Consider the following 21,851-nt stretch of genomic DNA (forward strand, 5'->3'; position numbering starts at 1 on the left):
ATAATATTTTTTAATTAAAAATTTTTTCTGTCATATTTAACGAAGGTAATTGGCGGTCTTTTTCTGAAATTTGTAATATTTCATTAGGCATACCCCAATTAATATTCAGCTGCTCATCATCAAAAGAGATGCCCATTTCATGCTTAGGCGCATAGTAATTATCAACTTTATAAGCAAAGGTTGCGCTATTACTTAATACAATAAAGCCGTGCGCAAAGCCGTGAGGTATAAATAACTGATACTTGTTCTGTGCTGTTAGCTCTACAGATACGTACTTGCCGAAGGTAGGGCTTGATTTACGTATATCAACCGCTACATCCATTATGCTCCCCTCAATCACTCTGACGAGTTTAGCTTGAGTATAAGGCGGTAATTGATAATGTAACCCTCTTAGAACACCTTTAGTAGACTTGGATTCATTGTCCTGTACAAAGTTAACCTTATATTCGATAGCTTCTTCAAGAAGATCTTGTCTAAAGGTTTCTGCAAAGTAGCCTCTACTATCACCGTGCATTGTGGGTTCAATGAGTATTACATCTGCAATTGACTGAGGAATGAACTTCAAATCACTTCCTCTGCACGCTTAAGTATGTATTGACCGTATTGATTCTTAGCTATGGGTTTGGCTAATTCAATGAGTTGTGCTTTATTTATATAGCCTTTTTCAAAGGCAATCTCTTCGATGCAGGCTACTTTTAAGCCTTGTCTCCTCTCAATGATTTCTATAAAGGTTGAGGCCTCTAATAGGCTCTCGTGTGTTCCAGTATCGAGCCAAGCATAGCCTCTACCCATAAGCTCAACACTTAGGCGCTCTTCACTCAGATACATTTGATTAATAGTGGTAATTTCTAACTCGCCTCTATCAGATGGCATAACTTCAACAACTTTTTTAACCACATCATTAGGATAGAAGTAAAGGCCAGTTACTGCGAAGTTACTTTTAGGTTTTTTTGGCTTCTCTTCAATGCTAAGTGCTTTGCCGGTGGCATCAAAATCAACAACCCCATAGCGCTCAGGATCATTCACGTGATAACCAAACACGGTTGCCATGCTTTGATTTTTGGCAGTTGATACAGCATTAGCTAGCAGATCAGTCATACCTTGTCCGTAATAAATGTTGTCTCCTAGGATTAAACAGGCATCATTACCACCAATAAAATCTTTACCCAAGATAAATGCTTGAGCTAATCCTTCAGGAGAGGGTTGTAAAATGTATTCAAACTTCATACCGATGTCAGAGCCATCACCTAGAAGATGTTCAAACCTTGGCAGGTCTTCAGGGGTAGAGATAATAAGCACCTCCTGAATGCCAGCCAGCATTAAAACCGACAATGGGTAATAAATCATCGGCTTATCGTAAATGGGCATTAATTGTTTTGAGATGGTTTTGGTAATAGGGTATAACCTAGTGCCTGAACCCCCAGCCAGAATAATTCCTTTCATTTTTGTTTTTTTGTTTTTATTCATTAGTTGTCCAGTAGTCTTTAATCCATGGAGACGGTTGAATGTGCCGATACCATTTTCCACTCCGTCCTGCAATAGCTTCAGGGGGATTTGGCAAACCATGGAACAGGATAATTTTAGCCCCTAAAGGTATTGAAGGGGCAACGAACCAAGATTTAAACCATGAAGGGCAGCATTTATACTTAAAGCTAGGGACCCACTCATCTGGCCAATATTCTAGTTTACCTAGTTTATTAATTTCGCGTGACAGATAGGCCTGCTCGTGGCGCACCTCATTTTTTATTTGTTCAGAGTTCTTCTCAAAGTAGTTAAGTATGTGCGCGTATTTTCCAATCTCGAACCTAAATACTGAGGAGTTCCCCTCTCTCTTCTTTGGTTTTTTTTTGTCATGTGCAATTAAAAAGTCACCCGGTTGACTAAAGAATGCATCTAATTTTCCGACAATTACGATGTCCAGGTCAAGGAACAGCGTTGACCCAGAAAGACCGCCAAAGTTTTTTTTAAATACAGTGAGCTTCCTCCAGCCGCGCTCGGGTGATCCAGTTGGAAGTCCTAGCTCGGGGAGTTCTTGTATCTCTACTTCGGGTCGAATGCCTTTACTATTTTCAGTGAAGCATACAAATCTGAACTTGGAATTTATATTTCGAGATACCATTGCGTATAGACGGTTTACATATTCTGGAGAGAATTTACTGCCCCATTTCATGCAAATTATATTCATAGGTAGATCAAAATTGAAAGCTATAGTTAATTATAGAGCATAACTAAGTATTAAAAAAAACTTGTAATGTCAGACTGTTTGCTTTATTTTATGTGGTGCCCGGAGCCGGAATCGAACCGGCACGCCCGTTAAAGGCGCAGGATTTTAAGTCCTGTGTGTCTACCAATTTCACCATCCGGGCGAAGAGGGATGAAGAACGAGAAATTATATACTATCGATAATATTTTTTTTATCAATTACTCATTAAGAAAAGCTAAAGAATTATTAAAACCTTTCCTCAAGCCATTTAATAAACTGCTTGGTTGTTTGATCGCGATTAATTTCATTTAAACTTTCATGACGAGTTCTCTCTAAAATCGTGCAGGTGACATCAGAGAGTCTACTGTTTTGAAGTTTTGTTGCTAGTTTTTTCATGTCACTTCCATTTTGAGTGCATGGATCTTCAGCTCCGCCAACAATATGAACTGGAAGCTCTTTAGGTAATTTTTGTATGTTTTTTTTATTGCCTGCATAGAAAATGCCACCCAGCACCTCTCTCCACATAGATATTGATACTTCAAACCCACAATAAGGGTCGTTGACATATAGGTCCACTTCATTTTCATCCCGAGATAGCCAATCAGATTTAGTTCGGTTCGGTTTAAATTTTGAGTTCCAAGCCTCAAATGAAAGTTTCCAGGCAATTAAGCTTGGAAGGTTTTGATTACGAAAAAAACCTTCTATTGCTAATATTATTCTTGAGGCCTTAGGTAATAGCCCTGTTTCAATTCCACTATTCCAGCATGCAAGAGCATTGACTTGATTTGGATACTTTAATGCAAAGTTTAAATTAATGATTGAGCCAAGAGAGTGTCCAAAGCAAATTACTGGCCTATTAGGAAGCCTTTCTTTAATTAGATTTATAATTTCATTTTGATCTTCTAATACTTTATTGAGTCCATCAGATTTAGCAAACACTCCTTGAGGCGCATCATCGGCTATAGTTCGTCCATGACCTCTCATGTCATGAGCAAAAACTGCAAAGCCAGCGGCTGTTAACTCCAATGCAAATCGAAAGTACCTCTTAGAGTGCTCAGCCATTCCGTGAGTTATATGGACCACAGCCCTAGCTTCACCTAAAGGTAAAAGACTATGTAGATTAATTTTTGAGCCTGTTGGGCTTTGATGAATTTCGGTTTGCATAAAATTAATAATTTTATTCTTTAATTACTTACGAATAATATAGTAGCCCATTTAATAAATACGTACAAATAATAAATATTAATGGGGTGATTAAACCTTTAACTCAGAAAGATAAATTATTTATGTAAAATTTATCTTTTATAAGTTCTAATTTCTTGAGGTTTTTTCTATAATGAGTTATGTATTAGCATTACTTTTGGGTTGGGTTGGATTTTCTCTTATTAAGAGATTCATAAGTCAAGGCTCAGTTAGTTCTTCAAAGAAAAAAACTGGGCAAAAAATGCTTGCATGTTCAGTTTGTGAAACTTACATTCCAGAGCAGGATGCTATTATTAAAAATGGTAAAATTTTTTGCTCTAAAGAGCATTCGGAGTAAATAAATGAAGTTTCTATTTGATTTTGGTCCCATAATCCTTTTCTTTGTTGTGTATAAATTCTTCGGACTTTACGCTGCTATCTATGCAATGATTGCGTCAACTTTTGCACAAATGATGTATGCCAGAATAACAACTGGAAAGTTTGTGACCTCTCAGGTCCTTACTTTTATTTTGCTGATAGTTTTTGGCGGAATCAGTATTGCATTAAGAGATCCTGCATTCGTTATGTGGAAAGTGAGTGTGCTATATGTGATATTTGCAGTTGCACTTATCGCCAGTAACTGGATTGGAAGTAAGACGCTGCTCGAAAGAATGATGGGTAAAGAGCTTGATCTTCCTAGAGATATTTGGACTCGCTTAACTTGGTTTTGGGGTTTTGGTTTTGTAGGTATTGCAATTGTTAATGGTTATTTTGTAAATACTGCACTTTTGGCCAGGCAGAAATTTTTAGACAGCGGAATACTAGTTGATCCAAAGATAGATCTGAGTAATTTTGACTGCGCTCAAACGCCTCTAGAAAATCTTTGCTTATCTGCTCAAAGAACTGAAGAAGCCTGGGTAAACTTTAAATTATTTGGAACTCTAGGCCTTACTTTAATCTTAATAGTTATTACTGTGCTGTCAATTAGCAAGCATATTAAAGAAAAGCAGGCAGAGTCCTAATAGAAAATCTACTGTCTTCAGTAATCAAATTCTTTACATTGGAGTAATTCTTGTCAATAATTGGCGCACTCGTTGCATACAAAGGGAAGCCGGCAAAGATTGTTGCCTCAACTACCCATAAGTATGAGGTCAGTTTTTCTGATGGATCTTCACAAAAAGTGAGAGAAAAAGATTTTCGTTATATCCATCCTGACTTCTCCAATGTAACCGACCAATGCAGTGAGGCAGATATGAGTATCCTCAATGATCTTCAAGAAGACTCGTTATCGCTTCAAGAAATAACTGAGTGGATTTTTGATGACTTTACTAGCCAAAATGCTTGGTGCACTTACTTAATGTCTGAAGATGGATTATATTTCTATTGGGCTAAAGATGCTTTAATGCTTCGCCCAATCGAGCAAGTCAAAATAATTCAAAAACAAAGAAATGAAAAAGCTTTAGCAGCAGAAAGCTTGGAAAGGTGTGTTGTTAATTTAAATAATAATATATTTGATAATGATGACATTGTTTGGATCAATGAAATAGAGCAGGTTGCTCTTAATCAATCAAAGCATAGTAAGGTAATGAGGGCTTTATCTATTGAAAATACTCCAGAAAATGCTCACGAACTTCTTGTTAAGCTTAAGTACTGGTCTGAGTTAACGAATCCCTATCCACAGAGACATAAAATATATTCTGATGAAGAAATTAAAATTCAATCAAAAGAACTTTCAAGAAAAGATCTAACTCACCTAACCTGCCTTGCCATAGATAATAGCGATTCTAGTGATGCAGATGACGCTATTAGCATAGATGGAGATAAGCTATGGATTCATATTGCAGATGTTGCAAGTTATGTAGAGATTGACTGCGAGCTTGATATTTTTGCCCAAAAAAGAGCTTCAAATTTATACCTCCCTGATCAAATTCTTCATATGCTGCCCCCAGAGCTATCTTCTGTTTGCTCTTTGGGTGGAAATGAGATTTCACATGCCATCTCAATTGGCTTAAGGCTTGATAGCTCAGAAATAAGTGATATCGAGATACACTTGAGTGAAATAAAAGTTACAAATATGAGTTATGAGTATGCTGATAGAGTCATAAATGAAAATGAAATTTTGTCAAAGTTAAACAATATTGCAATTTCTCATAAGACATTTAGGAATGATAATGGCGCAATCAAATTAAACCTTCCAAGTGTTGATGTTAAGGTTAAAGATGAAAAGGTTTTTATTAGGCCTCAAGAAGATACTAATAGCAGAGAATTAGTGGCTGAAATGATGGTGATTGCTGGGAGAGCTATTTCCCAATTTTCAATTGAAAATAATATTTCAATGCCTTATCTTACTCAAGAGGCTGGAGATTTCAGCAAAGACGTTATTGATAATATACAAAAATTAACTATTGCAAAAGCGTTCGAAGCCTCTAGAGGATTTAAAAGATCTAAGATTACAGTAAAGCCCTCTATGCATTCAGGCTTAGGACTCTCAGCATACACAAGAGCAACGAGTCCAATGAGGCGCTATCTAGATTTATTAGTTCAGCAGCAATTGGTAAGGTTTGTCAGCAAACAACTAACTTTAGATGACAATGCTATTACAGAAAGGATTAAAGCAATGAACTCATCGATGCCTAAAGTAAACAAAGCAATTCGTCAAAGTATTGAGCACTTCAAGTGTTTATACCTTAAGCAAAATAATACTTGGGAAGGGGAGGGCATTGTTGTTAAAGTAAATGGCGAGAAGGCTCTAATAAATATTCCATCTCTTGCGATGATGACTCAAATTAAATTCAAATCAAACGTTACTATTGAAGATAGAGTGAAATTAAAGGTCAGCTCAATTAATCTTTTTGAGCGCTCAGTTAATTTTAAGCCACTCTAGGCTTTCACTTAATTTAATTGCGTTACCTTTATTTTGAGACCAGTCACCAAGGACATAGCGCGTGTAATTTTTCATAGTATGAGTTTTTTGACGATGGGTGTGTCCATGAATTAATTCATAGCCTGGATACTTTGACATTAAGAGGTCAGTAGTCTGCTGGTTTACATCCATAATCTTTGAGGATTTATAGCTCTGAGCTTCAACACTTTTTTTGCGAAGCTGGCCTGTTAACTTGAGGCGAATATTTTTTGGTAAATGCAGAAAAATAAATTGAACGAGTGGATTTCTGAGAACCCTTTTTAATTTTTGATAGTTGATATCATCAGTGCAAAGACTATCTCCATGGATAAGAAGAAACTTCTTTGTATTGTGGTTAAGCTCGTAAGGCTCTTTGATTAACATGCAGCCAGTTTCAGTTTCAAAATTATGTGAGAGCAGAAAATCACGATTCCCAACCATTACAAAGACTTTAGTTTCTTTTGTTAATTCCTTTAACGTGGAAATAATAGCTTTGTAGCTTTTAAGTGAGACGTCATCGCCTAGCCAAGTGTTAAATAAGTCTCCTAAAATAAATAGCTGATCTACTTCAGATGCATAATCCTCACAGAACTTATTAAAAAAATTAACCTTATCACCCTCAACGTTTGTAAGGTGTAAATCAGAGATTATTAATGAAGTTAACATACTTTTATTGGTCAGAATTAATCTGGCCCCATAAAATTAATCTTTAATAGAGGCTTTGATAATCATTACAGCCTCACCAGGGACGTCGGAATGACCGCCTAAATTTATTGTTTCAACTTTTTCAATTTTATCAACAACATCTTTGCCTGCCACGACTTCACCGAAAACACAGTAGCCCCATCCATCTTGTCCAGGAAAATCTAAAAATTGATTGTCATTAACATTAATAAAAAACTGCGAACTGGCTGAATGTGGCGCGGCAGTTCTTGCCATAGCAAGACTATACTTAACGTTCTTTAGGCCATTTTTAGCTTCGTTTTCAATATTAGCTTTCGTGGGTTTTTGCTGCATATCTTCAGTCATGCCTCCGCCTTGCACCATGAAGCCAGGAATAACTCTATGGAAGATGGTTCCATCAAAAAAACCGTCTTCTACATAATCAGTGAAGTTCTTAGCTGAAATTGGCGCTTTATCCGCGTCAACATTGATATGAATTTCACCCATGTTCGTCTCTAAAATAATCATGTTTTGTCTCTGTTTATTTAAAACAGAGAATTATAACTTATTTCATTAACAGTGCTTTCATTAAGAGCAACGTTCAAGTATAATTCCTTCCTTTTTAGCAATCAGATTAGGTTTTGTTATGTACGCAGTCATTAAAACAGGTGGAAAACAATACAGAGTTACAGAAGGTGAGACTCTAAAAATTGAGAAGCTTGAAATAGAGCCTGGAAAGAAGGTTACCTTTGATGAAGTCCTAATGGTGGCTGACGGAGATAAAGTGAAAGTAGGGGCGCCGCATGTTGCTAAAGCAAGCGTTGAAGCGAAAGTAATCTCTCAAGGCAAAGGTAAAAAAGTACACATTTTAAAATTCAGACGTCGTAAGCACTCTATGAAGCAGCAAGGACATCGACAGCTGTTTACTGAAATTCAAATTGATAAAATTAAGGCATAAGGGGTAATCTATGGCACATAAAAAAGCAGGCGGTAGTACTAATAACGGTAGAGATTCAGAGTCTAAAAGACTTGGAGTCAAACGTTTTGGCGGCCAAGTGGTGTTAGCTGGAAATATTCTAGTCCGTCAGAGAGGCACTAAATTTCATCCAGGCACTAACGTTAAAAAAGGTAAAGACGATACTTTGTTTGCAGTTGCTGACGGAAAGGTTCAGTTTGAAAAGAAGGGTAAATTTAATCGTCAATACGTTTCAATCCAGACAGCTTAGTAATTTACTGTTACTTATTTTAAAAAGCGCCTTCTGGCGCTTTTTTATTATTAATCTCATTTATAATTAGTATTTATATGAAATATTCAATCGTTTTTCCAGGCCAAGGCTCTCAATCTCTAGGCATGCTGTCTGATCTTCGAAGTAATTTCTCAGTTGTCAATGAGATTTTTCAAGAAGCAAGTGACGCAATCAATTTAGATCTATGGAAGATTGTTAATGAAGATCAAGAGCTATTAAACCTTACTGAGAACACTCAGCCAGTAATGCTGGCAGCCGGCTATGCGACCTATAAAGTTTTAGCAGGCGAAGTTAATTTAACGCCTATCTCTATTGCTGGGCACAGCCTAGGTGAATATACGGCTCTTGTAGCCTCTGGTTCTTTAAGTTTTTTTGAGGCAGCTCAATTAGTCAGAAAAAGGGCTGAACTCATGCAATTGGCAGTGCCAAGCGGCTCAGGTTCTATGGCCGCTATACTAGGACTTGATGATACAAGAGTGATTGAGATATGTCTTAAAGTGAGCGATAAAGGCGTTGTTGAAGCTGTGAACTTTAATTCACCAGGACAAGTTGTCATTGCTGGTGAAAAAGACGCAGTAGCCCATGCATGCGAGTTAATGAAAGAGGCTGGAGCAAAAAGGGCACTGGTTCTCCCGGTAAGCGTTCCATCACACTGCTCACTTATGAAAGACGCCGCAATGGAATATAAGTACTCAGTTGATAGTATTAATTTTCAAATGGGGAGTGAGAAAGTCCTCCATAATGTTGATGCGGATTATTCAAGTAATATTGATGAGATAAAATCAAAATTAGTTGAACAGCTTTATAAGCCAGTTCTTTGGACATCAACAGTTCAAAAAATGAAAGAGTCAGGCGTAGAAAAGCTAATTGAAGCTGGCCCTGGGAAAGTATTGGCTGGGCTGACAAGGCGCATTGATAAGTCTCTTTCTGGTTCAGCTATAATAGACACAACTTCATTAAGATCTACAATTGAGGAGATATCAAATGCTTAACGAAAAATTAGTCCTTGTAACGGGCGCAAGTAGGGGCATAGGCCAAGCAATAGCTTTAACTTTAGGTAAATCTGGTGCTACAGTTATTGGAACGGCAACGAGTGAAGAGGGTGCCAATAAGATATCTAAAATATTTACTGAAAACAATATCCTTGGTAAAGGCATGATGCTTAATGTAACCGATAATGAGCAAATTTCTGAGCTTTTAAAGAGTATTACCGCAGAATACGGATCTGTAGATATTTTAGTTAATAATGCTGGAATTACGAGAGACAATATCTTAGTTCGAATGAAGGAGGATGAGTGGGATGATATTATTAATACCAACCTTTCTTCTGTCTATAAGATGTCAAAGGCTGTGCTGCGAGGTATGATTAAAAAAAGGTCTGGGCGAATTATCTCTATTACTTCAGTTGTCGGTGCTATGGGTAACGCAGGCCAGTCAAACTATGCTGCTGCAAAGGCTGGGATTATGGGCTTTACTAAATCTTTGGCGAGAGAAGTTGGCGTTAGAGGCATTACCGTTAATGCAATAGCCCCTGGTTTTATTCAAACAGATATGACCGACAAGCTTCCTGAAGACCAAAAAGTAGCTCTAGCCTCTCAGATTCCCATGGCCAGATTGGGAACAGTTGACGAAATAGCACAGTCTGTATTGTTTCTTGCTGGTGAGGGCGGCTCGTATATCACAGCCCAAACATTGCATGTTAACGGCGGCATGTATACAGTTTAATAAATTCAAAGAAAGTTTTTCTTATAAGTTAAAAAATTATCTTCGTAATTTAAAAAATGTATGAAGTATCTGACTACAATCATGTTGTAAGATGCCTCCAGTAATATTTATTTGATGTTTAAAACAATTTAAGTTTCTTAAATCTGTGGATGATCCACATACTCCTGTTTTGGGGTCATGAGCTCCATAGACAATACGCTCAATTCTAGCATGTACCATCGCTCCAAAACACATTGCACATGGCTCTAATGTTACATACAGTGAGGTGTTAGTTAGTCGATAGTTTGCTAGTTTTTTTCCTGCAATCCTTAACAATTGAATTTCAGCGTGAGCCGTGGGGTCATTTGTTGATATCGGTTGGTTGTGGGCTTTTGCAACAAGAAGCTCGTCTTTAACTAAGACTGCTCCTACCGGAACCTCACCATGCTCTTCAGCTTTTTTGGCTTGTTCGAGTGCAAGAGCCATCCATTTTTCATCTTCATTCATAGGTCGATTTTAACAAAGAGTTAATTGCCTTATAGCCAGTTTCCTGCTGAGGCTAGCTTGAAGGCAATAGCAAACATAATTAATGCTATTAGGCCGTCCAAAATTCTCCAAGACGATGGGCGCCACATTATTGGCTCTAATAGCTTCGCGCCATAAGCAAGGCTGAAGAAAAAAACAAAGCTAGATAAGCAGGCGCCTAGAGCAAATGCAATTCTATAATATCCAAAAAACTGTTGAGATATAGATCCAATAAGAACCATGGTGTCAAGATATACATGTGGGTTTGCAAAAGTTAATATTGCAGCAATTGATAAAGTCGGTATTAGTCCTTCTGATTTTGACGATTCAATTTCAACCATTATGTCAGCTTTAAAAACTGCCTTTAATCTGAGAATTCCATAACCAGTCAACCAAAGAGCAGAAAATCCAAAGAGGAAATTCGATATCTGGTTAATGATATTATTTAGGAAAAATGATACCCCAGCTACCCCAATACTAATGAGTAATGCATCAGCAAGCGCACAAAACAAAGCCACATAAAAAACATGCTGTCCAAGAATGCCCTGCCTTAAAACAAAAGAATTTTGGGCTCCTATAGCAACAATTAAAGAGAGTCCAAGAAAAAAACCTGTTAAAAAAGCTGTCAACATAATGGCTAATTAGTTTTGATAGAATTAAGACTTGGCTTTGTAAAAAGATTCAAAATGCATTTCTCTGTCATTTTTTAGCATTCCAGCAGTTTCGTCCATAAATTTATTTCTGTCTATTCTTGATATGAATAACCATATACAAATACTATCCTTACTGTGATAAATCGCTTTTAATTCATCATCAATATCACATATTTCCTGAGGAATTTCTATTTTGATACAAATCATAATTTTATATAAGTAATTGATTTTAATATACTTTTAAGGTTATTCCCACTCAATTGTGGCAGGTGGTTTTCCTGAAATGTCATATACAACCCTAGAGACTCTAGAAATTTCATTTATAATTCGATTGGAGACGTGGTCTAAGAAATCGTAAGGAAGTCTTGCCCAGCGTGCGGTCATAAAGTCAATTGTCTCAACAGCGCGAAGTGCTATGACATAATCGTATCTTCTTTCATCACCAGTAACGCCTACTGATTTAACTGGAAGGAAAACTGCAAAAGCCTGATCAACTTTATCGTATAAATCATGATTATTAAGCTCCTCCATGAAAATATAGTCAGCTTGCCTTAAGATATCAGCGTACTCTTTTTTTACATGGCCAAGAATTCTAACGCCAAGACCAGGGCCTGGAAATGGGTGGCGGTAGAGCATTTTTTTTGCAAGCCCAAGTCTTACTCCAATCTCTCTCACTTCATCTTTAAATAACTCTTTTAGTGGCTCAACCAATTCAAACTTCATATCATCTGGTAATCCGCCAACATTATGATGAGATTTAATAACTTTCGCCTTCCCTGAAGCTGCACCTGCCGATTCAATTACATCAGGATAAATGGTGCCTTGCGCTAAGAATTTAATGTCTTTTAATTTCTGTGATTCGTGATTGAATATTTCAATAAAGGCTCTTCCTATAATTTTTCTTTTTAATTCCGGGTCACTTTCATCACAGAGTTGATCATAGAAATATTCTTGTGCATCAGCCCTAATAACCTTGACACCAAGATTTTGAGAGAAAGTTTTCATGACTTCATTACCCTCATTGAGCCTTAACAAGCCATTATCGACAAACACACAAGTCAACTGGTCACCGATAGCCATATCGAGAAGCATCGCAACAACTGAAGAATCGACTCCTCCAGAAAGTCCTAGTAGAACCTTTTTGTTTCCAACTTGAGATTTTATTTTTTTCAACAAATCATCAATAATGTTATCTGTTGTCCATTTTTTTTCGCATTGACAAATCGTTGTAATAAACCTTTCTAGAATTTGAGTTCCTTGCTTTGTATGGGTTACCTCAGGGTGAAATTGAAGTCCGAAGTAGCTTTTGTTGTTGTTTGCAAAGCCAGCAATAGGACAATTTTCAGTTGATGCAATTAACTCGAAACTTTCTGGTAATTTTGTAACTTCTATTCCATGACTCATCCAAACATCTAGAAGGCCATGACCTTCAGAATTAATTTCATCCTCAATATCAACTAAAAGTTTAGAATGATTTCTGGCGCGAATCTTTGCAAAACCAAATTCTGCTTTTTTAGCGCTTCTGGCCTCACCTCCAAGCTGGACTGCCATAGTCTGCATGCCATAACAGATTCCCAGAATTGGTATATTTAAGTCAAATACAATATTAGGGGCTCTGGCTGAATCAATTTTGCTGACTGTATCGGGGCCGCCCGAGAGAATAATACCATTCGGGTTAAATTTTTCAATAAAATGGGGGTTGACATCGTACGGAACTAATTCGCAATAAACGCCAATTTCTCTCACTCGTCTTGCAATGAGTTGAGTATATTGTGATCCAAAATCAAGTATTAAGATTTTATTATGATGAATGTTTGGCATAAAATGTGTATTTGAAAAAACCAACTAAATAATTAGTTATATTTTAATGAAAATAAGAGATCGCTACATTGCTAAAACACTTTTAACCTACACAATAATTGTTCTTGTGGTTTGGATTAGTATCTACAGTTTTTTTAACTTTTTAGCAGAGCTAAATAGTGTGGGAAAGGCCGAGTATTCAATCCTGTCAGCTTTTACTTATATTGTTCTTAAGTTGCCTGAGGTTGCATACAGGCAGGCGTCACCAATAATATTGTTGGGCTGTATTTTAGGTATGGGGCATTTAGCAACAACGGGGCAGCTTCTTATTTTCCGGGTATCCGGAGCTTCTATATTAAAAATTACATTAATGACTTTAAAAAATTCTCTAATTTTTGTCCTTTTTTTCATCTTTATAGGAGAGTTTTTAGCTCCAACTTCAAGTAGTTTTGCTGAAAGTAGTCGGTCTAATGCTTTGGGAAATTCTGGTGCGTCTATCAGCCAAAAGGGTTTTTGGATTAGGGACGGCGATAACTTTATTAATGTTAAAAAAAATATCGATGGCACATTGTTTAGTGGAATTACAGTAATTGAGGTTAACTCGTCGAATAAGATTGAGAGAGTTATTAAGTCCGAAAATGCTCTATTTGATGGCAATTCTTTAGATATGAGTGACAGTGAGATTTTTTCTATTGATGGCTCAAGTTTTTTTGATGGTATTTCTTTAAAAGATCGTAATTCTTATAATAAAACAGTTTCATTTGATCAGGATTTGTTAGAGAGTTTAGAGAAAGAGCCTGAAGACCTTTCAACATGGACCCTTCTTAAGCAGATTCGATTTTTGTCTGATAATAAATTACGCTCAGGGGTTTTCGAGGTGGAGCTGTACAAGCGTTTAATTCAACCTGTTACTCTTATTGCTATGATCTTGCTTGCAATGTTATTCATCTTTGGATCTACAAGGGATGTAACCTTGGGTCGAAAAATATTTTTTGGGGTTACGCTTGGCCTATCATTTGAAATGCTGTCAAGAATTGCGAGCGCAATGGCATTGAGCTTTGACCTTAATCCTCTTATGAGCTCTATATTTCCCTCTATAATTGTAATGGTTGTCTCATTAGTATTTTTAATTCAAAAATCCATGAGCTAATTATATGACTCAGGCCGACTCAAAAATCGCAAAGCAAAAACTGAAAATACCAAATAGATTTGATGTTATTCTTCTTAATGATGACTATACTTCTATGGAGTTTGTAGTAGATGTGTTGAGGCGATTCTTTCAAAAAGAGTTTTTAGCTGCTGAGGCAATTATGCTTAAAATTCATATTGATGGAGAGGCAGTATGCGGAACTTATTCATACGACGTTGCTCAATCAAAAGTTTCACAAGTCATTGAATATTCTAGAAAGAATGATCAACCGCTGATGTCTGTTTTACGGGAAGTGATTTTATAAATGTTTAAGGTTTAGGCATAGTCAAGTAATAAAATTTCTCTATTATTTATATTCAAATTAATAATTTATTATGTTTATTAAGGCAATTGATTCATTAGACGAAGGGCTAAATATTTTTTGGAGTGATAACTCATCCAGCTGTTATCCTTGGTTTTGGCTTAGAGATCACAGTGAAAGTGAGGAAGACCTTCATCCAGATACCAAGCAGCGCCAGATTGATTCGTTCAGTAAGCCCCTTAATAATAATGTTAGTAAAGTTTGGGTTGATGAAGCATTGGAAAGTGTCTATGTTAAATGGACGAATCAATCGCAAAGCTGCCTTTCTTTTAGTCTTCTAAAATCTATGGCAGACCCTAGCCCTCCTCAAACAAATGCAATAAATTTGGCAAAAATTTGGAATACGCCTTCAGAGATTAGTGCGTTTCCTGAAATGTCCTTTGAAGAGGTTATGGGTGATGGTGGAATAAAAACCTGGCTGGCTCATATCCAAAGAATTGGTTTTGTTCTTGTAAATGGAGCGCCGGCAAATTCGGATTCGACAGAAGCGCTTATGGAGAGAATGGCTTACGTTAGAAATTCTATTTTTGGGGGGTTTTCTGTTTGGGATAATAAGTTAGAAAATCCTGACGATACGGCTTTTACATCACTAGCTATTGAGCCACATACAGATGGAACGTATGTTCATGATGCGCCAGGACTTCAAACATTGCACTGCTTAAAGAGAGACTCTATTGGAGGTGAAAATCAATTAATTGATGGCCTTGCTATTGCTGAAAAAATGAGACATGAATATTCCGATGCTTTCGACATTTTGTGTAAGGTAAATATACCTGGGCGCTATATCAAGCCAGATACTTATTTAGAGGCGCACCGACCTTTATTTCGGATCAATGATCATGGCGATGTGATTCAAGTCAGTTTTAATAATCATGACCGCGCGCCTTTTAGGCTTGAAAATGAACAAATGGCTAATTTTTATGATGCTTACAAGATATTTCATAATCTAGCAAACGACAGGAGCCGCCAATTTGAGTTTATGCTGGATCCAGGAAAAGTTTTAACGTTTGATAATTGGAGGCTCCTTCATGCGCGCTCATCTCTGACCGGTTATCGCCAGCTTTGTGGAGGTTATCATAACCGAGAAGATTTTGAAAGTAAGTTGAGGTCTGTCTAACTATTTATTTAAGATTAATTTGAATTTTATTTTGATTCAAATTGCCTATAGTGGTGTTAAAATTGAGTATTAATTAAGTTAATAACAAAAACAGTATTTTATGATTGAACAAGGATTACAGCAAGAGATTAATATGGTGATGACTGAGGCTAGAAATCGTCGCCTTGAGTTCGTAACGGTAGAACATTTATTGCTAGCCCTTCTTAATATGGATGAGGTTATTGCATTTCTTCGCGGGAAGCGAGTCAACATCGATGAACTTCGCGCTGAACTTGACCAATATATTGACTCACATACACCAATTATTTCTGAAGATGCTGAAATAGATATAGTTCCAACAGTTGGGTTTCAAAGAGTCCTACAAAGGAGTGTTTATCAGGCACAGTCTGCGCAAAAAAATTCTGTTAACGCCATGAATGTCTTTGTAAGTATTTTTTCTGAAAAAGAATCGCACGCTGTCTACATGCTGAAATTAAATAACATTTCCAGGTTGGATGTTATGGAGGGGATTTCTTCTCATCTAGCTGACAATCCAGTTGAAGAAACAAAAAAAGTTGAAGGTGATAAGCAAGCTAAGCCGTCTTCTCTGGAGTCTTTTACAACTAATTTATGTGAAAAAGCCAGGCTTGGTGAAATTGATCCCCTTCTTGGTAGAGAAGAAGAGGTTCTTAGAACGGTACAAATTTTATCAAGACGGCGCAAAAATAACCCGTTACTTGTAGGGCAGGCTGGTGTTGGTAAGACTGCCATAGCTCAAGGTCTAGCTAAAAGGATAGTGGATGGACAGGTTCCCGAAATATTAAAGAATACAACCATATATTCTTTAGATGTTGGGGTACTAATTGCGGGCACAAAGTATAGGGGTGACTTTGAAAAGCGATTAAAGTCAGTACTTACAGATCTAGAAAAAGATAAAAATTCAGTGCTTTTTATTGATGAAATTCATACCTTGATTGGCGCTGGAAGCGTTTCTGGTGGCTCCTTGGATGCATCTAACCTTCTTAAGCCGGCTCTGGCAGATGGATCTCTTAAGTGTATAGGGTCTACAACTTATGATGAATATCGTAAGATTTTTGAAAAAGATCATGCGCTCACAAGGCGTTTTCAAAAAGTGGATATTGAGGAGCCTTCCGTTGAAGATACAATTAAAATTTTGCATGGACTAAAAAAATATTATCAAGCACATCACAAGGTTAAATATTCAGCTGCATCTTTAGTTTCTGCAGCAGAGTTAACGCATCGACATATTGGAGACAGGCGCCTTCCAGATAAAGCGATAGACGTCATTGATGAGGTTGGCGCCCTTCAGCAGATACTTCCTAAATCAAAGCGAAAGGTCAATATTGGCGTGCCGGATATCGAAAATATTGTTGCAAAGCTTGCCCGCATTCCTTCTCGCCAAGTTACTAGTGACGACAAGTCTTTACTTAAAAGCCTTGAGAGTGATCTTAAACTCGGCGTATTTGGCCAAGATAATGCTGTAGAGTCTTTATCAACTGCTATAAAGCTTTCTCGCTCTGGACTTTCTCCGGTTGAGCAGCCAATGGGCTCTTTTTTATTTGCTGGCCCTACAGGCGTTGGCAAAACTGAAATTTGTAAGCAGCTATCAAGGATTATGGGCGTCAAATTATTGAGATTTGATATGTCTGAGTATATGGAGAGGCATGCTATATCTAAACTTATTGGCTCTCCTCCAGGTTATGTAGGTTATGACGAGGGAGGGCTGTTAACTGAGGCAGTTAATAGTAATCCTTATGCGGTGCTTTTGTTGGATGAGATAGAAAAAGCTCATCCTGATATCTTCAATATCCTACTGCAAGTGATGGATCATGGGAAGCTTACTGATGCTAATGGCCGTGAAGTTGACTTCAGTAATGTAATACTTGTTATGACTTCTAATGTAGGCGCTCAAAATGTTCAAAGAGCTTCCATAGGTTTTAATGAACAAGATCACTCACTTGATTATGAAGGCGAACTTAAAAAGATATTTACGCCAGAATTCAGAAACCGCCTCTCAGAAATTATTTACTTTAATAAGCTTAATGAAGAGGTTGTTGTCTTTGTAGTCAATAAATTTCTTTTTGAGCTTGAAGACGTCCTTGAGAAAAAAAATGTTTCACTAATCGTCTCAGATGCAGCTCGAAAATGGCTTGCAGAAAATGGCTATGACTCTATGATGGGTGCCCGCCCAATGATGAGGCTAATAGAAAGAGAGATTCGTAAACCTCTCGCTGACGAGCTTCTTTTTGGTAAGCTAAGCCATGGCGGAACTGTTAAAGTAGGTGTTAGTAAAGATAAGATTGCCTTAACAATCAGTTAATGAGAATTCTTATAAGTAATGATGATGGCTACCAGGCCAAGGGCATCAAACAGCTTACAAAATCTCTGAGTGAAATTGCAGAAGTAATTGTTGTCGCTCCAAGTGAGAACAAGTCTGCAGCAAGTAGCTCATTAACTCTTGGAAGGCCATTAAAACCAATCCAAATTGAAAAAAATATTTATGCCGTAGATGCAACGCCAACTGATTGCGTTCATTTAGCGTTATGTGGTTTTATAAAGGAGTCAATTGATTTGGTGGTAACTGGTATTAACTTTGGTGCAAACCTGGGGGATGATACCATCTATTCTGGAACCGTTGCTGGTGCTATAGAAGGGCGCTTTTTAGGACTTCCATCAATTGCAATGTCGTTAGCTAGTTGGCAGTGTAATCACTTTGAAACAGCGGGTGAGATTGCAAAGAAGTTAGTTACTCAAATTGATAAATCTGAACTATCTTACAACACTATACTTAATGTTAATGTCCCAGATATTCATCTTAGAGAAATTAAAGGTATTAAGAGTACTCGTTTAGGAAGTAGGCATAAATCTGAACCAAGTATAAAGGATAAAAAAGATCCGTCTATATATTGGATTGGTGAAAATGGAAAGGAGGCTGACAATTTAGAGGGCACAGATTTTCATGCAATTTCCAATAACTTTGTTTCAGTAACCCCTCTTCAGATTGATACAACTAGACACTCAGAAGTAAAGCGAGTGAATGACTGGCTTCAAAAAATAGATTATTGATTCCAGGTATCTCTGAGCCCAACTGTTTTATTAAAAACTAGTCCTTCAGACTCACTGTCTCTGCAAAAGTATCCTTCTCGCTCAAACTGGTATGCCATTTCGACTTCTGCACTTGCTAAGCTTGGCTCAACAAATCCATTTTTTATCTCAAGGGAGTTGGGATTAATTGAAGATGATAAATCGTCAAAATTAGTTGGATTTGGATCTAAAAAAAGGCGATCATAAATTCTAAATTCAGCGCTAACAGCCTTCCTCAACTCAACAAAATGAATTACGCCCTTGACCTTCCTTCCATCTGCTGGGTTCTTGCCTAAAGTATGAGAATCATAACTGCAGTAGACGGTTTTAATATTACCATCTTTATCACTATCAAAATGAGTTGCTTTGACAACATAGGCGTTTCTAAGGCGCACCTCTTTATTGATTGCTAGTCGCTTGTATTTATTGCTTGGCGCTTCTTCTAAAAAGTCATATTTATCAATGTATATCTCACGACTAAAGAAAATCTCCCTAGTCCCCATAGCCTTATTTTGAGGATGGACTGGAGCTTTAAGAGATTCAATTTCGCCTACGGGGTAGTTTTCAATCACCAGTTTTATTGGATTAATTACTGCCATTGTTCGAGGAGAAGTTATATTTAGATTATCTCTAATGGAAGATTCTAAAATTGAAATATCCGTCAAGCTGTCAACTTTTGAAACTCCAACGCGCTCTGAAAAGTCTTTTATTGATGCGGGAGAATAGCCTCTTCGGCGCAGTCCTGAAATTGTAGGCATTCTAGGGTCATTCCAGCCAGAGACATGATTATTATCAACTAAGAGCTTTAGTTTTCTTTTCGATGTTGATGCGTACTCCAGATTTAGGCGAGAAAATTCATACTGGTGCGGTCGATTTGGAACATTAAACTGATCTATATTTTCAAGGGTCCAATCATAAATTCTTCGGTTGTCTTGAAATTCTAAAGTACAAAGTGAATGAGTGACACCCTCAATAGCGTCACCAAGGCAATGGGCAAAATCATACATAGGATAAATACACCAGGCATCATGTGTCTGATGATGTGTTTCAAAACGGATACGATAAAGGGTTGGATCACGCATACACATAAAGCTAGATGACATATCAATTTTAGCTCTTAATACGCATTCACCTTCTTTTAACTCACCTGCTTTCATTCTATTAAAGAGTTTTTGATTATGTTCAATACTAGTATCACGATATGGGCTATTTTTTCCAGAATTCTTTAGTGTACCCCTATATTCTCGAGTTTCATCAGCACTCAAAAAGCAGACATATGCAAGCCCCTTGGAAATAAGTTCTTCAGCGCATTTATAAAAGATATCAAAGTAACTAGAGCTGTATTTAACCTCTCCATTCCATTCAAACCCAAGCCACTGTATATCTTTTTTTATTGATTTAACATACTCAATATCTTCTTTAGAAGGGTTAGTATCATCAAACCTAAGATTGCATAAGCCATCATAATCTTTGGCTGTTCCAAAGTTGAGGTATATCGATTTAGCGTGACCAATGTGAAGGTATCCATTTGGTTCTGGAGGGAAGCGTGTGAGGACAGAGCTGTGAAGCCCAGAATCTAAATCAATATTAATTTGATTTCGAATAAAATTCTTAGGTTTTATTACTGGAATGGTGTCACTCATTGCTACAACTTTTACCTGTAAAATAATCGCAACATTATATCATTAAACTTTGGCAATCTATGGTTGAGCAAAAATTGGAAAAGAATGCTGTCGATTTATAAATGTACTGATTTTTATTTCTTATTTGTATCTAAAAAATAAAATTCCCAGTGTTTATTATGTTCTAATATAGATGGCAAATCTATTAACAATGAGGAAAATAGTTTGAGTATTTGCGCAGTGATTATGGCAGGCGGATCTGGCACTAGATTGTGGCCATTATCCAGGGCTTCCCATCCTAAGCAGTTTTTGCCACTTCATGGTGAAGATACTATGCTTCAAGCCACCGTAAAGAGACTTGCGAAGTTAGATGTTCACTCGTCTGTAACAATATGCAATGAAGAGCATCGATTCTTTGTTGCAGAGCAGCTCCGTGAAATAGATAAACTAGGATCTATTATTTTAGAACCCATAGGCCGTAATACTGCTCCAGCGATTGCTCTTGCGGCTTTTTCAGTCGAAGATGACCCTTTACTATTAGTGCTTGCTGCTGACCATGTGATTAAAGATGAAGCTGCATTTACTAGGGCGGTATGTGATGCTGTTCCGTTGGCTGAGTCTGGAAAACTTGTAACCTTTGGAATAGAACCAAATGAAGCGCATACTGGTTATGGTTACATTAAAAAAGGTGAAAAGAACAATGCCGGTTTTGCTGTAGATCAGTTTGTAGAGAAGCCATCTACTGAATTGGCCCAAGATTATGTCAGCTCGGGAGGCTATTACTGGAATAGTGGAATCTTTCTATTTAAAACCAGTAAGTATTTAGAAGAGTTAAAGAACTTTCGTCCTGATATCTATCAAGCCTGCAAATCTTCAATAGTGGACATGCAAACAGATTTAGATTTTTTGAGGGTTAATAAAGTAAAGTTTGAATCATGCCCCAGTGAATCCGCTGATTATGCTGTTATGGAAAAAACTAAAGATGCTGTGGTCGTTCCATTGGATGCAGGTTGGAGTGATATAGGCTCTTGGTCATCACTTTGGGGTATTAGTAAAAAGGATGTTAATGGAAATGTCACTCATGGTGACGTTATGCTTCATAGCGCAAATAATTCCTATGTAAGAACTGATGGTAAATTAGTTGCTGTTATTGGCGTAGATGATTTAGTGATTGTTTCTACCAAAGATGTCCTAATGGTCTCCCACAAAGATAGTGTCCAGGATATAAAGGTTATAGTGGATAAAGTAAAAAACAGTTCACGCAATGAATGGGAGCTGCACCGAGAAGTTTATCGTCCATGGGGTAAGTATGATTTAATTGATACTGGTGAGAATTACCAAGCTAAACGAATTACAGTAAAGCCTGGCGCGAAACTAAGTGTTCAAATGCATAATCATCGAGCTGAGCATTGGATTGTAGTGTCTGGTGAGGCTAAGGTGACTAATGGTGATAAAACCTTTTTACTTTCTGAAAATGAATCTACATACATACCAGTTGGGGTTGTTCATGCACTTGAAAATCCTGGAAAAGTAGAGCTTGAATTAATAGAAGTTCAGTCGGGCAGTTATCTTGGTGAGGATGATATTGTTCGCTTTGAGGATGTTTATGGGCGCTCTTAAAAGTAAACTAAATTAATT

The 21,851-nt window shown here is 37.2% G+C and carries 24 protein-coding genes and 1 tRNA gene; 13 read left to right on the plus strand and 12 right to left on the minus strand.

All coding sequences use genetic code 11. From position 1 onward, the window contains the following. Positions 1 to 10: 10 nt before the first annotated feature. From rfbC to AC5YGD_RS01715, 5 genes are all read right to left on the minus strand, one after another. The gene (gene rfbC / locus AC5YGD_RS01695) at positions 11 to 565 is read right to left on the minus strand and encodes a dTDP-4-dehydrorhamnose 3,5-epimerase (RefSeq protein ID WP_496141812.1); all 555 of its coding nucleotides are present in this window, start codon (positions 563 to 565) and stop codon (positions 11 to 13) included. Continuing rightward, positions 562 to 1,443, minus strand: a complete 882-nt coding sequence (gene rfbA, locus AC5YGD_RS01700) for a glucose-1-phosphate thymidylyltransferase RfbA (RefSeq protein WP_496142335.1) — start codon at positions 1,441 to 1,443, stop codon at positions 562 to 564. Before rfbA ends, rfbC begins: the two co-directional genes overlap by 4 nt. A gap of 16 nt (positions 1,444 to 1,459) precedes the next feature. Next, the gene (locus tag AC5YGD_RS01705; protein ID WP_496141813.1) at positions 1,460 to 2,185 is read right to left on the minus strand and encodes a glycosyltransferase; all 726 of its coding nucleotides are present in this window, start codon (positions 2,183 to 2,185) and stop codon (positions 1,460 to 1,462) included. 93 nt (positions 2,186 to 2,278) lie between these two features. Next, positions 2,279 to 2,366: transfer RNA gene (locus AC5YGD_RS01710), tRNA-Leu, on the minus strand. Positions 2,367 to 2,449: 83 nt separating this feature from the next. Then, the gene (locus AC5YGD_RS01715) at positions 2,450 to 3,367 is read right to left on the minus strand and encodes an alpha/beta fold hydrolase (protein WP_496141814.1); all 918 of its coding nucleotides are present in this window, start codon (positions 3,365 to 3,367) and stop codon (positions 2,450 to 2,452) included. A gap of 172 nt (positions 3,368 to 3,539) precedes the next feature. Here AC5YGD_RS01715 and AC5YGD_RS01720 point away from each other — a divergent pair, with 172 nt between their 5' ends. The 3 genes from AC5YGD_RS01720 to AC5YGD_RS01730 are packed head-to-tail and all read left to right on the plus strand — an operon-like array spanning position 3,540 to position 6,269. Then, positions 3,540 to 3,743, plus strand: a complete 204-nt coding sequence (locus AC5YGD_RS01720; RefSeq protein WP_496141815.1) for a PP0621 family protein — start codon at positions 3,540 to 3,542, stop codon at positions 3,741 to 3,743. 4 nt (positions 3,744 to 3,747) lie between these two features. Beyond that, positions 3,748 to 4,407 (plus strand): septation protein IspZ, encoded by a 660-nt coding sequence (locus AC5YGD_RS01725; protein WP_496141816.1) that lies wholly within the window; start codon positions 3,748 to 3,750, stop codon positions 4,405 to 4,407. A gap of 50 nt (positions 4,408 to 4,457) precedes the next feature. Beyond that, positions 4,458 to 6,269, plus strand: coding sequence for an RNB domain-containing ribonuclease (locus tag AC5YGD_RS01730; protein ID WP_496141818.1), 1,812 nt, complete (start codon positions 4,458 to 4,460; stop codon positions 6,267 to 6,269). On the opposite strand, the gene AC5YGD_RS01735 is transcribed toward AC5YGD_RS01730, so the two are convergent. Then, the gene (locus tag AC5YGD_RS01735; RefSeq protein ID WP_496141819.1) at positions 6,246 to 6,953 is read right to left on the minus strand and encodes a UDP-2,3-diacylglucosamine diphosphatase; all 708 of its coding nucleotides are present in this window, start codon (positions 6,951 to 6,953) and stop codon (positions 6,246 to 6,248) included. The two genes, AC5YGD_RS01730 and AC5YGD_RS01735, sit on opposite strands and share 24 nt — an antisense overlap. A gap of 36 nt (positions 6,954 to 6,989) precedes the next feature. Continuing rightward, a complete protein-coding gene (locus AC5YGD_RS01740) occupies positions 6,990 to 7,478 on the minus strand; it encodes a peptidylprolyl isomerase (protein WP_271541773.1) in 489 nt (162 codons plus the stop codon). Between the two features lie 118 nt (positions 7,479 to 7,596). Here AC5YGD_RS01740 and rplU point away from each other — a divergent pair, with 118 nt between their 5' ends. The 4 genes from rplU (at position 7,597) to fabG (ending at position 9,922) form a co-directional block, all read left to right on the plus strand. Further along, entirely contained in the window at positions 7,597 to 7,908 is a 312-nt protein-coding gene (rplU, locus tag AC5YGD_RS01745) for a 50S ribosomal protein L21 (RefSeq protein ID WP_496141820.1), read from the plus strand. A gap of 10 nt (positions 7,909 to 7,918) precedes the next feature. Further along, the gene (rpmA, locus tag AC5YGD_RS01750; protein ID WP_271541775.1) at positions 7,919 to 8,176 is read left to right on the plus strand and encodes a 50S ribosomal protein L27; all 258 of its coding nucleotides are present in this window, start codon (positions 7,919 to 7,921) and stop codon (positions 8,174 to 8,176) included. A 77-nt stretch (positions 8,177 to 8,253) separates the two neighbouring features. Next, the gene (gene fabD / locus AC5YGD_RS01755) at positions 8,254 to 9,189 is read left to right on the plus strand and encodes an ACP S-malonyltransferase (RefSeq protein WP_496141821.1); all 936 of its coding nucleotides are present in this window, start codon (positions 8,254 to 8,256) and stop codon (positions 9,187 to 9,189) included. Next, positions 9,182 to 9,922 (plus strand): 3-oxoacyl-ACP reductase FabG, encoded by a 741-nt coding sequence (gene fabG, locus AC5YGD_RS01760; protein WP_496141822.1) that lies wholly within the window; start codon positions 9,182 to 9,184, stop codon positions 9,920 to 9,922. The genes fabD and fabG overlap by 8 nt, the downstream gene beginning before the upstream one ends. Positions 9,923 to 9,958: 36 nt before the next feature. On the opposite strand, the gene tadA is transcribed toward fabG, so the two are convergent. From tadA to guaA, 4 genes are read right to left on the minus strand one after another with little or no spacing between them, the layout of a single operon-like run. Beyond that, the gene (gene tadA / locus AC5YGD_RS01765) at positions 9,959 to 10,408 is read right to left on the minus strand and encodes a tRNA adenosine(34) deaminase TadA (RefSeq protein ID WP_496141823.1); all 450 of its coding nucleotides are present in this window, start codon (positions 10,406 to 10,408) and stop codon (positions 9,959 to 9,961) included. Between the two features lie 29 nt (positions 10,409 to 10,437). Beyond that, positions 10,438 to 11,058 (minus strand): LysE family transporter, encoded by a 621-nt coding sequence (locus tag AC5YGD_RS01770; protein ID WP_496141824.1) that lies wholly within the window; start codon positions 11,056 to 11,058, stop codon positions 10,438 to 10,440. 24 nt (positions 11,059 to 11,082) lie between these two features. Continuing rightward, a complete protein-coding gene (locus AC5YGD_RS01775) occupies positions 11,083 to 11,286 on the minus strand; it encodes a hypothetical protein (protein WP_496141825.1) in 204 nt (67 codons plus the stop codon). Between the two features lie 39 nt (positions 11,287 to 11,325). Beyond that, positions 11,326 to 12,900, minus strand: a complete 1,575-nt coding sequence (gene guaA / locus AC5YGD_RS01780; RefSeq protein WP_496141827.1) for a glutamine-hydrolyzing GMP synthase — start codon at positions 12,898 to 12,900, stop codon at positions 11,326 to 11,328. Between the two features lie 46 nt (positions 12,901 to 12,946). Here guaA and lptG point away from each other — a divergent pair, with 46 nt between their 5' ends. From lptG to surE, 5 genes are all read left to right on the plus strand, one after another. Continuing rightward, on the plus strand, positions 12,947 to 14,029 hold the full coding sequence (gene lptG / locus AC5YGD_RS01785; protein WP_496141828.1) for an LPS export ABC transporter permease LptG: 1,083 nt from the start codon (positions 12,947 to 12,949) through the stop codon (positions 14,027 to 14,029). Positions 14,030 to 14,033: 4 nt separating this feature from the next. Continuing rightward, a complete protein-coding gene (locus AC5YGD_RS01790; protein ID WP_496141829.1) occupies positions 14,034 to 14,333 on the plus strand; it encodes an ATP-dependent Clp protease adaptor ClpS in 300 nt (99 codons plus the stop codon). 70 nt (positions 14,334 to 14,403) lie between these two features. Further along, positions 14,404 to 15,507 carry a trimethyllysine dioxygenase gene (locus tag AC5YGD_RS01795; protein WP_496141830.1) on the plus strand — a complete coding sequence of 368 codons (1,104 nt, stop codon included), beginning with the start codon at positions 14,404 to 14,406 and terminating at the stop codon, positions 15,505 to 15,507. 100 nt (positions 15,508 to 15,607) lie between these two features. Then, entirely contained in the window at positions 15,608 to 17,827 is a 2,220-nt protein-coding gene (gene clpA, locus AC5YGD_RS01800; protein ID WP_496141831.1) for an ATP-dependent Clp protease ATP-binding subunit ClpA, read from the plus strand. Next, the gene (gene surE, locus AC5YGD_RS01805; protein ID WP_496141832.1) at positions 17,827 to 18,573 is read left to right on the plus strand and encodes a 5'/3'-nucleotidase SurE; all 747 of its coding nucleotides are present in this window, start codon (positions 17,827 to 17,829) and stop codon (positions 18,571 to 18,573) included. Before clpA ends, surE begins: the two co-directional genes overlap by 1 nt. Here surE and AC5YGD_RS01810 read toward each other — a convergent pair. Beyond that, positions 18,567 to 20,234: a glutamine--tRNA ligase/YqeY domain fusion protein gene (locus tag AC5YGD_RS01810; RefSeq protein WP_496141833.1), complete on the minus strand. Its 1,668-nt coding sequence runs from the start codon at positions 20,232 to 20,234 to the stop codon at positions 18,567 to 18,569. The two genes, surE and AC5YGD_RS01810, sit on opposite strands and share 7 nt — an antisense overlap. A gap of 204 nt (positions 20,235 to 20,438) precedes the next feature. Between AC5YGD_RS01810 and AC5YGD_RS01815 the strand changes: the two genes are divergently transcribed. Further along, positions 20,439 to 21,833: a mannose-1-phosphate guanylyltransferase/mannose-6-phosphate isomerase gene (locus AC5YGD_RS01815; protein ID WP_496141835.1), complete on the plus strand. Its 1,395-nt coding sequence runs from the start codon at positions 20,439 to 20,441 to the stop codon at positions 21,831 to 21,833. Positions 21,834 to 21,851: the final 18 nt, after the last annotated feature.

This window comes from Candidatus Pseudothioglobus sp. uisw_070 (assembly GCF_059512545.2).

Coding starts and splice junctions, on each gene's coding strand:
- rfbA (WP_496142335.1), bottom strand. CDS start 1,443: ATGAAAGGAATTATTCTGGCTGGGGGTTCAGGCACTAGGTTATACCCT.
- AC5YGD_RS01705 (WP_496141813.1), bottom strand. CDS start 2,185: ATGAATATAATTTGCATGAAATGGGGCAGTAAATTCTCTCCAGAATAT.
- AC5YGD_RS01715 (WP_496141814.1), bottom strand. CDS start 3,367: ATGCAAACCGAAATTCATCAAAGCCCAACAGGCTCAAAAATTAATCTA.
- AC5YGD_RS01720 (WP_496141815.1), top strand. CDS start 3,540: ATGAGTTATGTATTAGCATTACTTTTGGGTTGGGTTGGATTTTCTCTT.
- AC5YGD_RS01725 (WP_496141816.1), top strand. CDS start 3,748: ATGAAGTTTCTATTTGATTTTGGTCCCATAATCCTTTTCTTTGTTGTG.
- AC5YGD_RS01735 (WP_496141819.1), bottom strand. CDS start 6,953: ATGTTAACTTCATTAATAATCTCTGATTTACACCTTACAAACGTTGAG.
- AC5YGD_RS01740 (WP_271541773.1), bottom strand. CDS start 7,478: ATGATTATTTTAGAGACGAACATGGGTGAAATTCATATCAATGTTGAC.
- rplU (WP_496141820.1), top strand. CDS start 7,597: ATGTACGCAGTCATTAAAACAGGTGGAAAACAATACAGAGTTACAGAA.
- rpmA (WP_271541775.1), top strand. CDS start 7,919: ATGGCACATAAAAAAGCAGGCGGTAGTACTAATAACGGTAGAGATTCA.
- fabD (WP_496141821.1), top strand. CDS start 8,254: ATGAAATATTCAATCGTTTTTCCAGGCCAAGGCTCTCAATCTCTAGGC.
- fabG (WP_496141822.1), top strand. CDS start 9,182: ATGCTTAACGAAAAATTAGTCCTTGTAACGGGCGCAAGTAGGGGCATA.
- tadA (WP_496141823.1), bottom strand. CDS start 10,408: ATGAATGAAGATGAAAAATGGATGGCTCTTGCACTCGAACAAGCCAAA.
- AC5YGD_RS01770 (WP_496141824.1), bottom strand. CDS start 11,058: ATGTTGACAGCTTTTTTAACAGGTTTTTTTCTTGGACTCTCTTTAATT.
- AC5YGD_RS01775 (WP_496141825.1), bottom strand. CDS start 11,286: ATGATTTGTATCAAAATAGAAATTCCTCAGGAAATATGTGATATTGAT.
- guaA (WP_496141827.1), bottom strand. CDS start 12,900: ATGCCAAACATTCATCATAATAAAATCTTAATACTTGATTTTGGATCA.
- lptG (WP_496141828.1), top strand. CDS start 12,947: ATGAAAATAAGAGATCGCTACATTGCTAAAACACTTTTAACCTACACA.
- AC5YGD_RS01790 (WP_496141829.1), top strand. CDS start 14,034: ATGACTCAGGCCGACTCAAAAATCGCAAAGCAAAAACTGAAAATACCA.
- AC5YGD_RS01795 (WP_496141830.1), top strand. CDS start 14,404: ATGTTTATTAAGGCAATTGATTCATTAGACGAAGGGCTAAATATTTTT.
- clpA (WP_496141831.1), top strand. CDS start 15,608: ATGATTGAACAAGGATTACAGCAAGAGATTAATATGGTGATGACTGAG.
- surE (WP_496141832.1), top strand. CDS start 17,827: ATGAGAATTCTTATAAGTAATGATGATGGCTACCAGGCCAAGGGCATC.
- AC5YGD_RS01810 (WP_496141833.1), bottom strand. CDS start 20,234: ATGAGTGACACCATTCCAGTAATAAAACCTAAGAATTTTATTCGAAAT.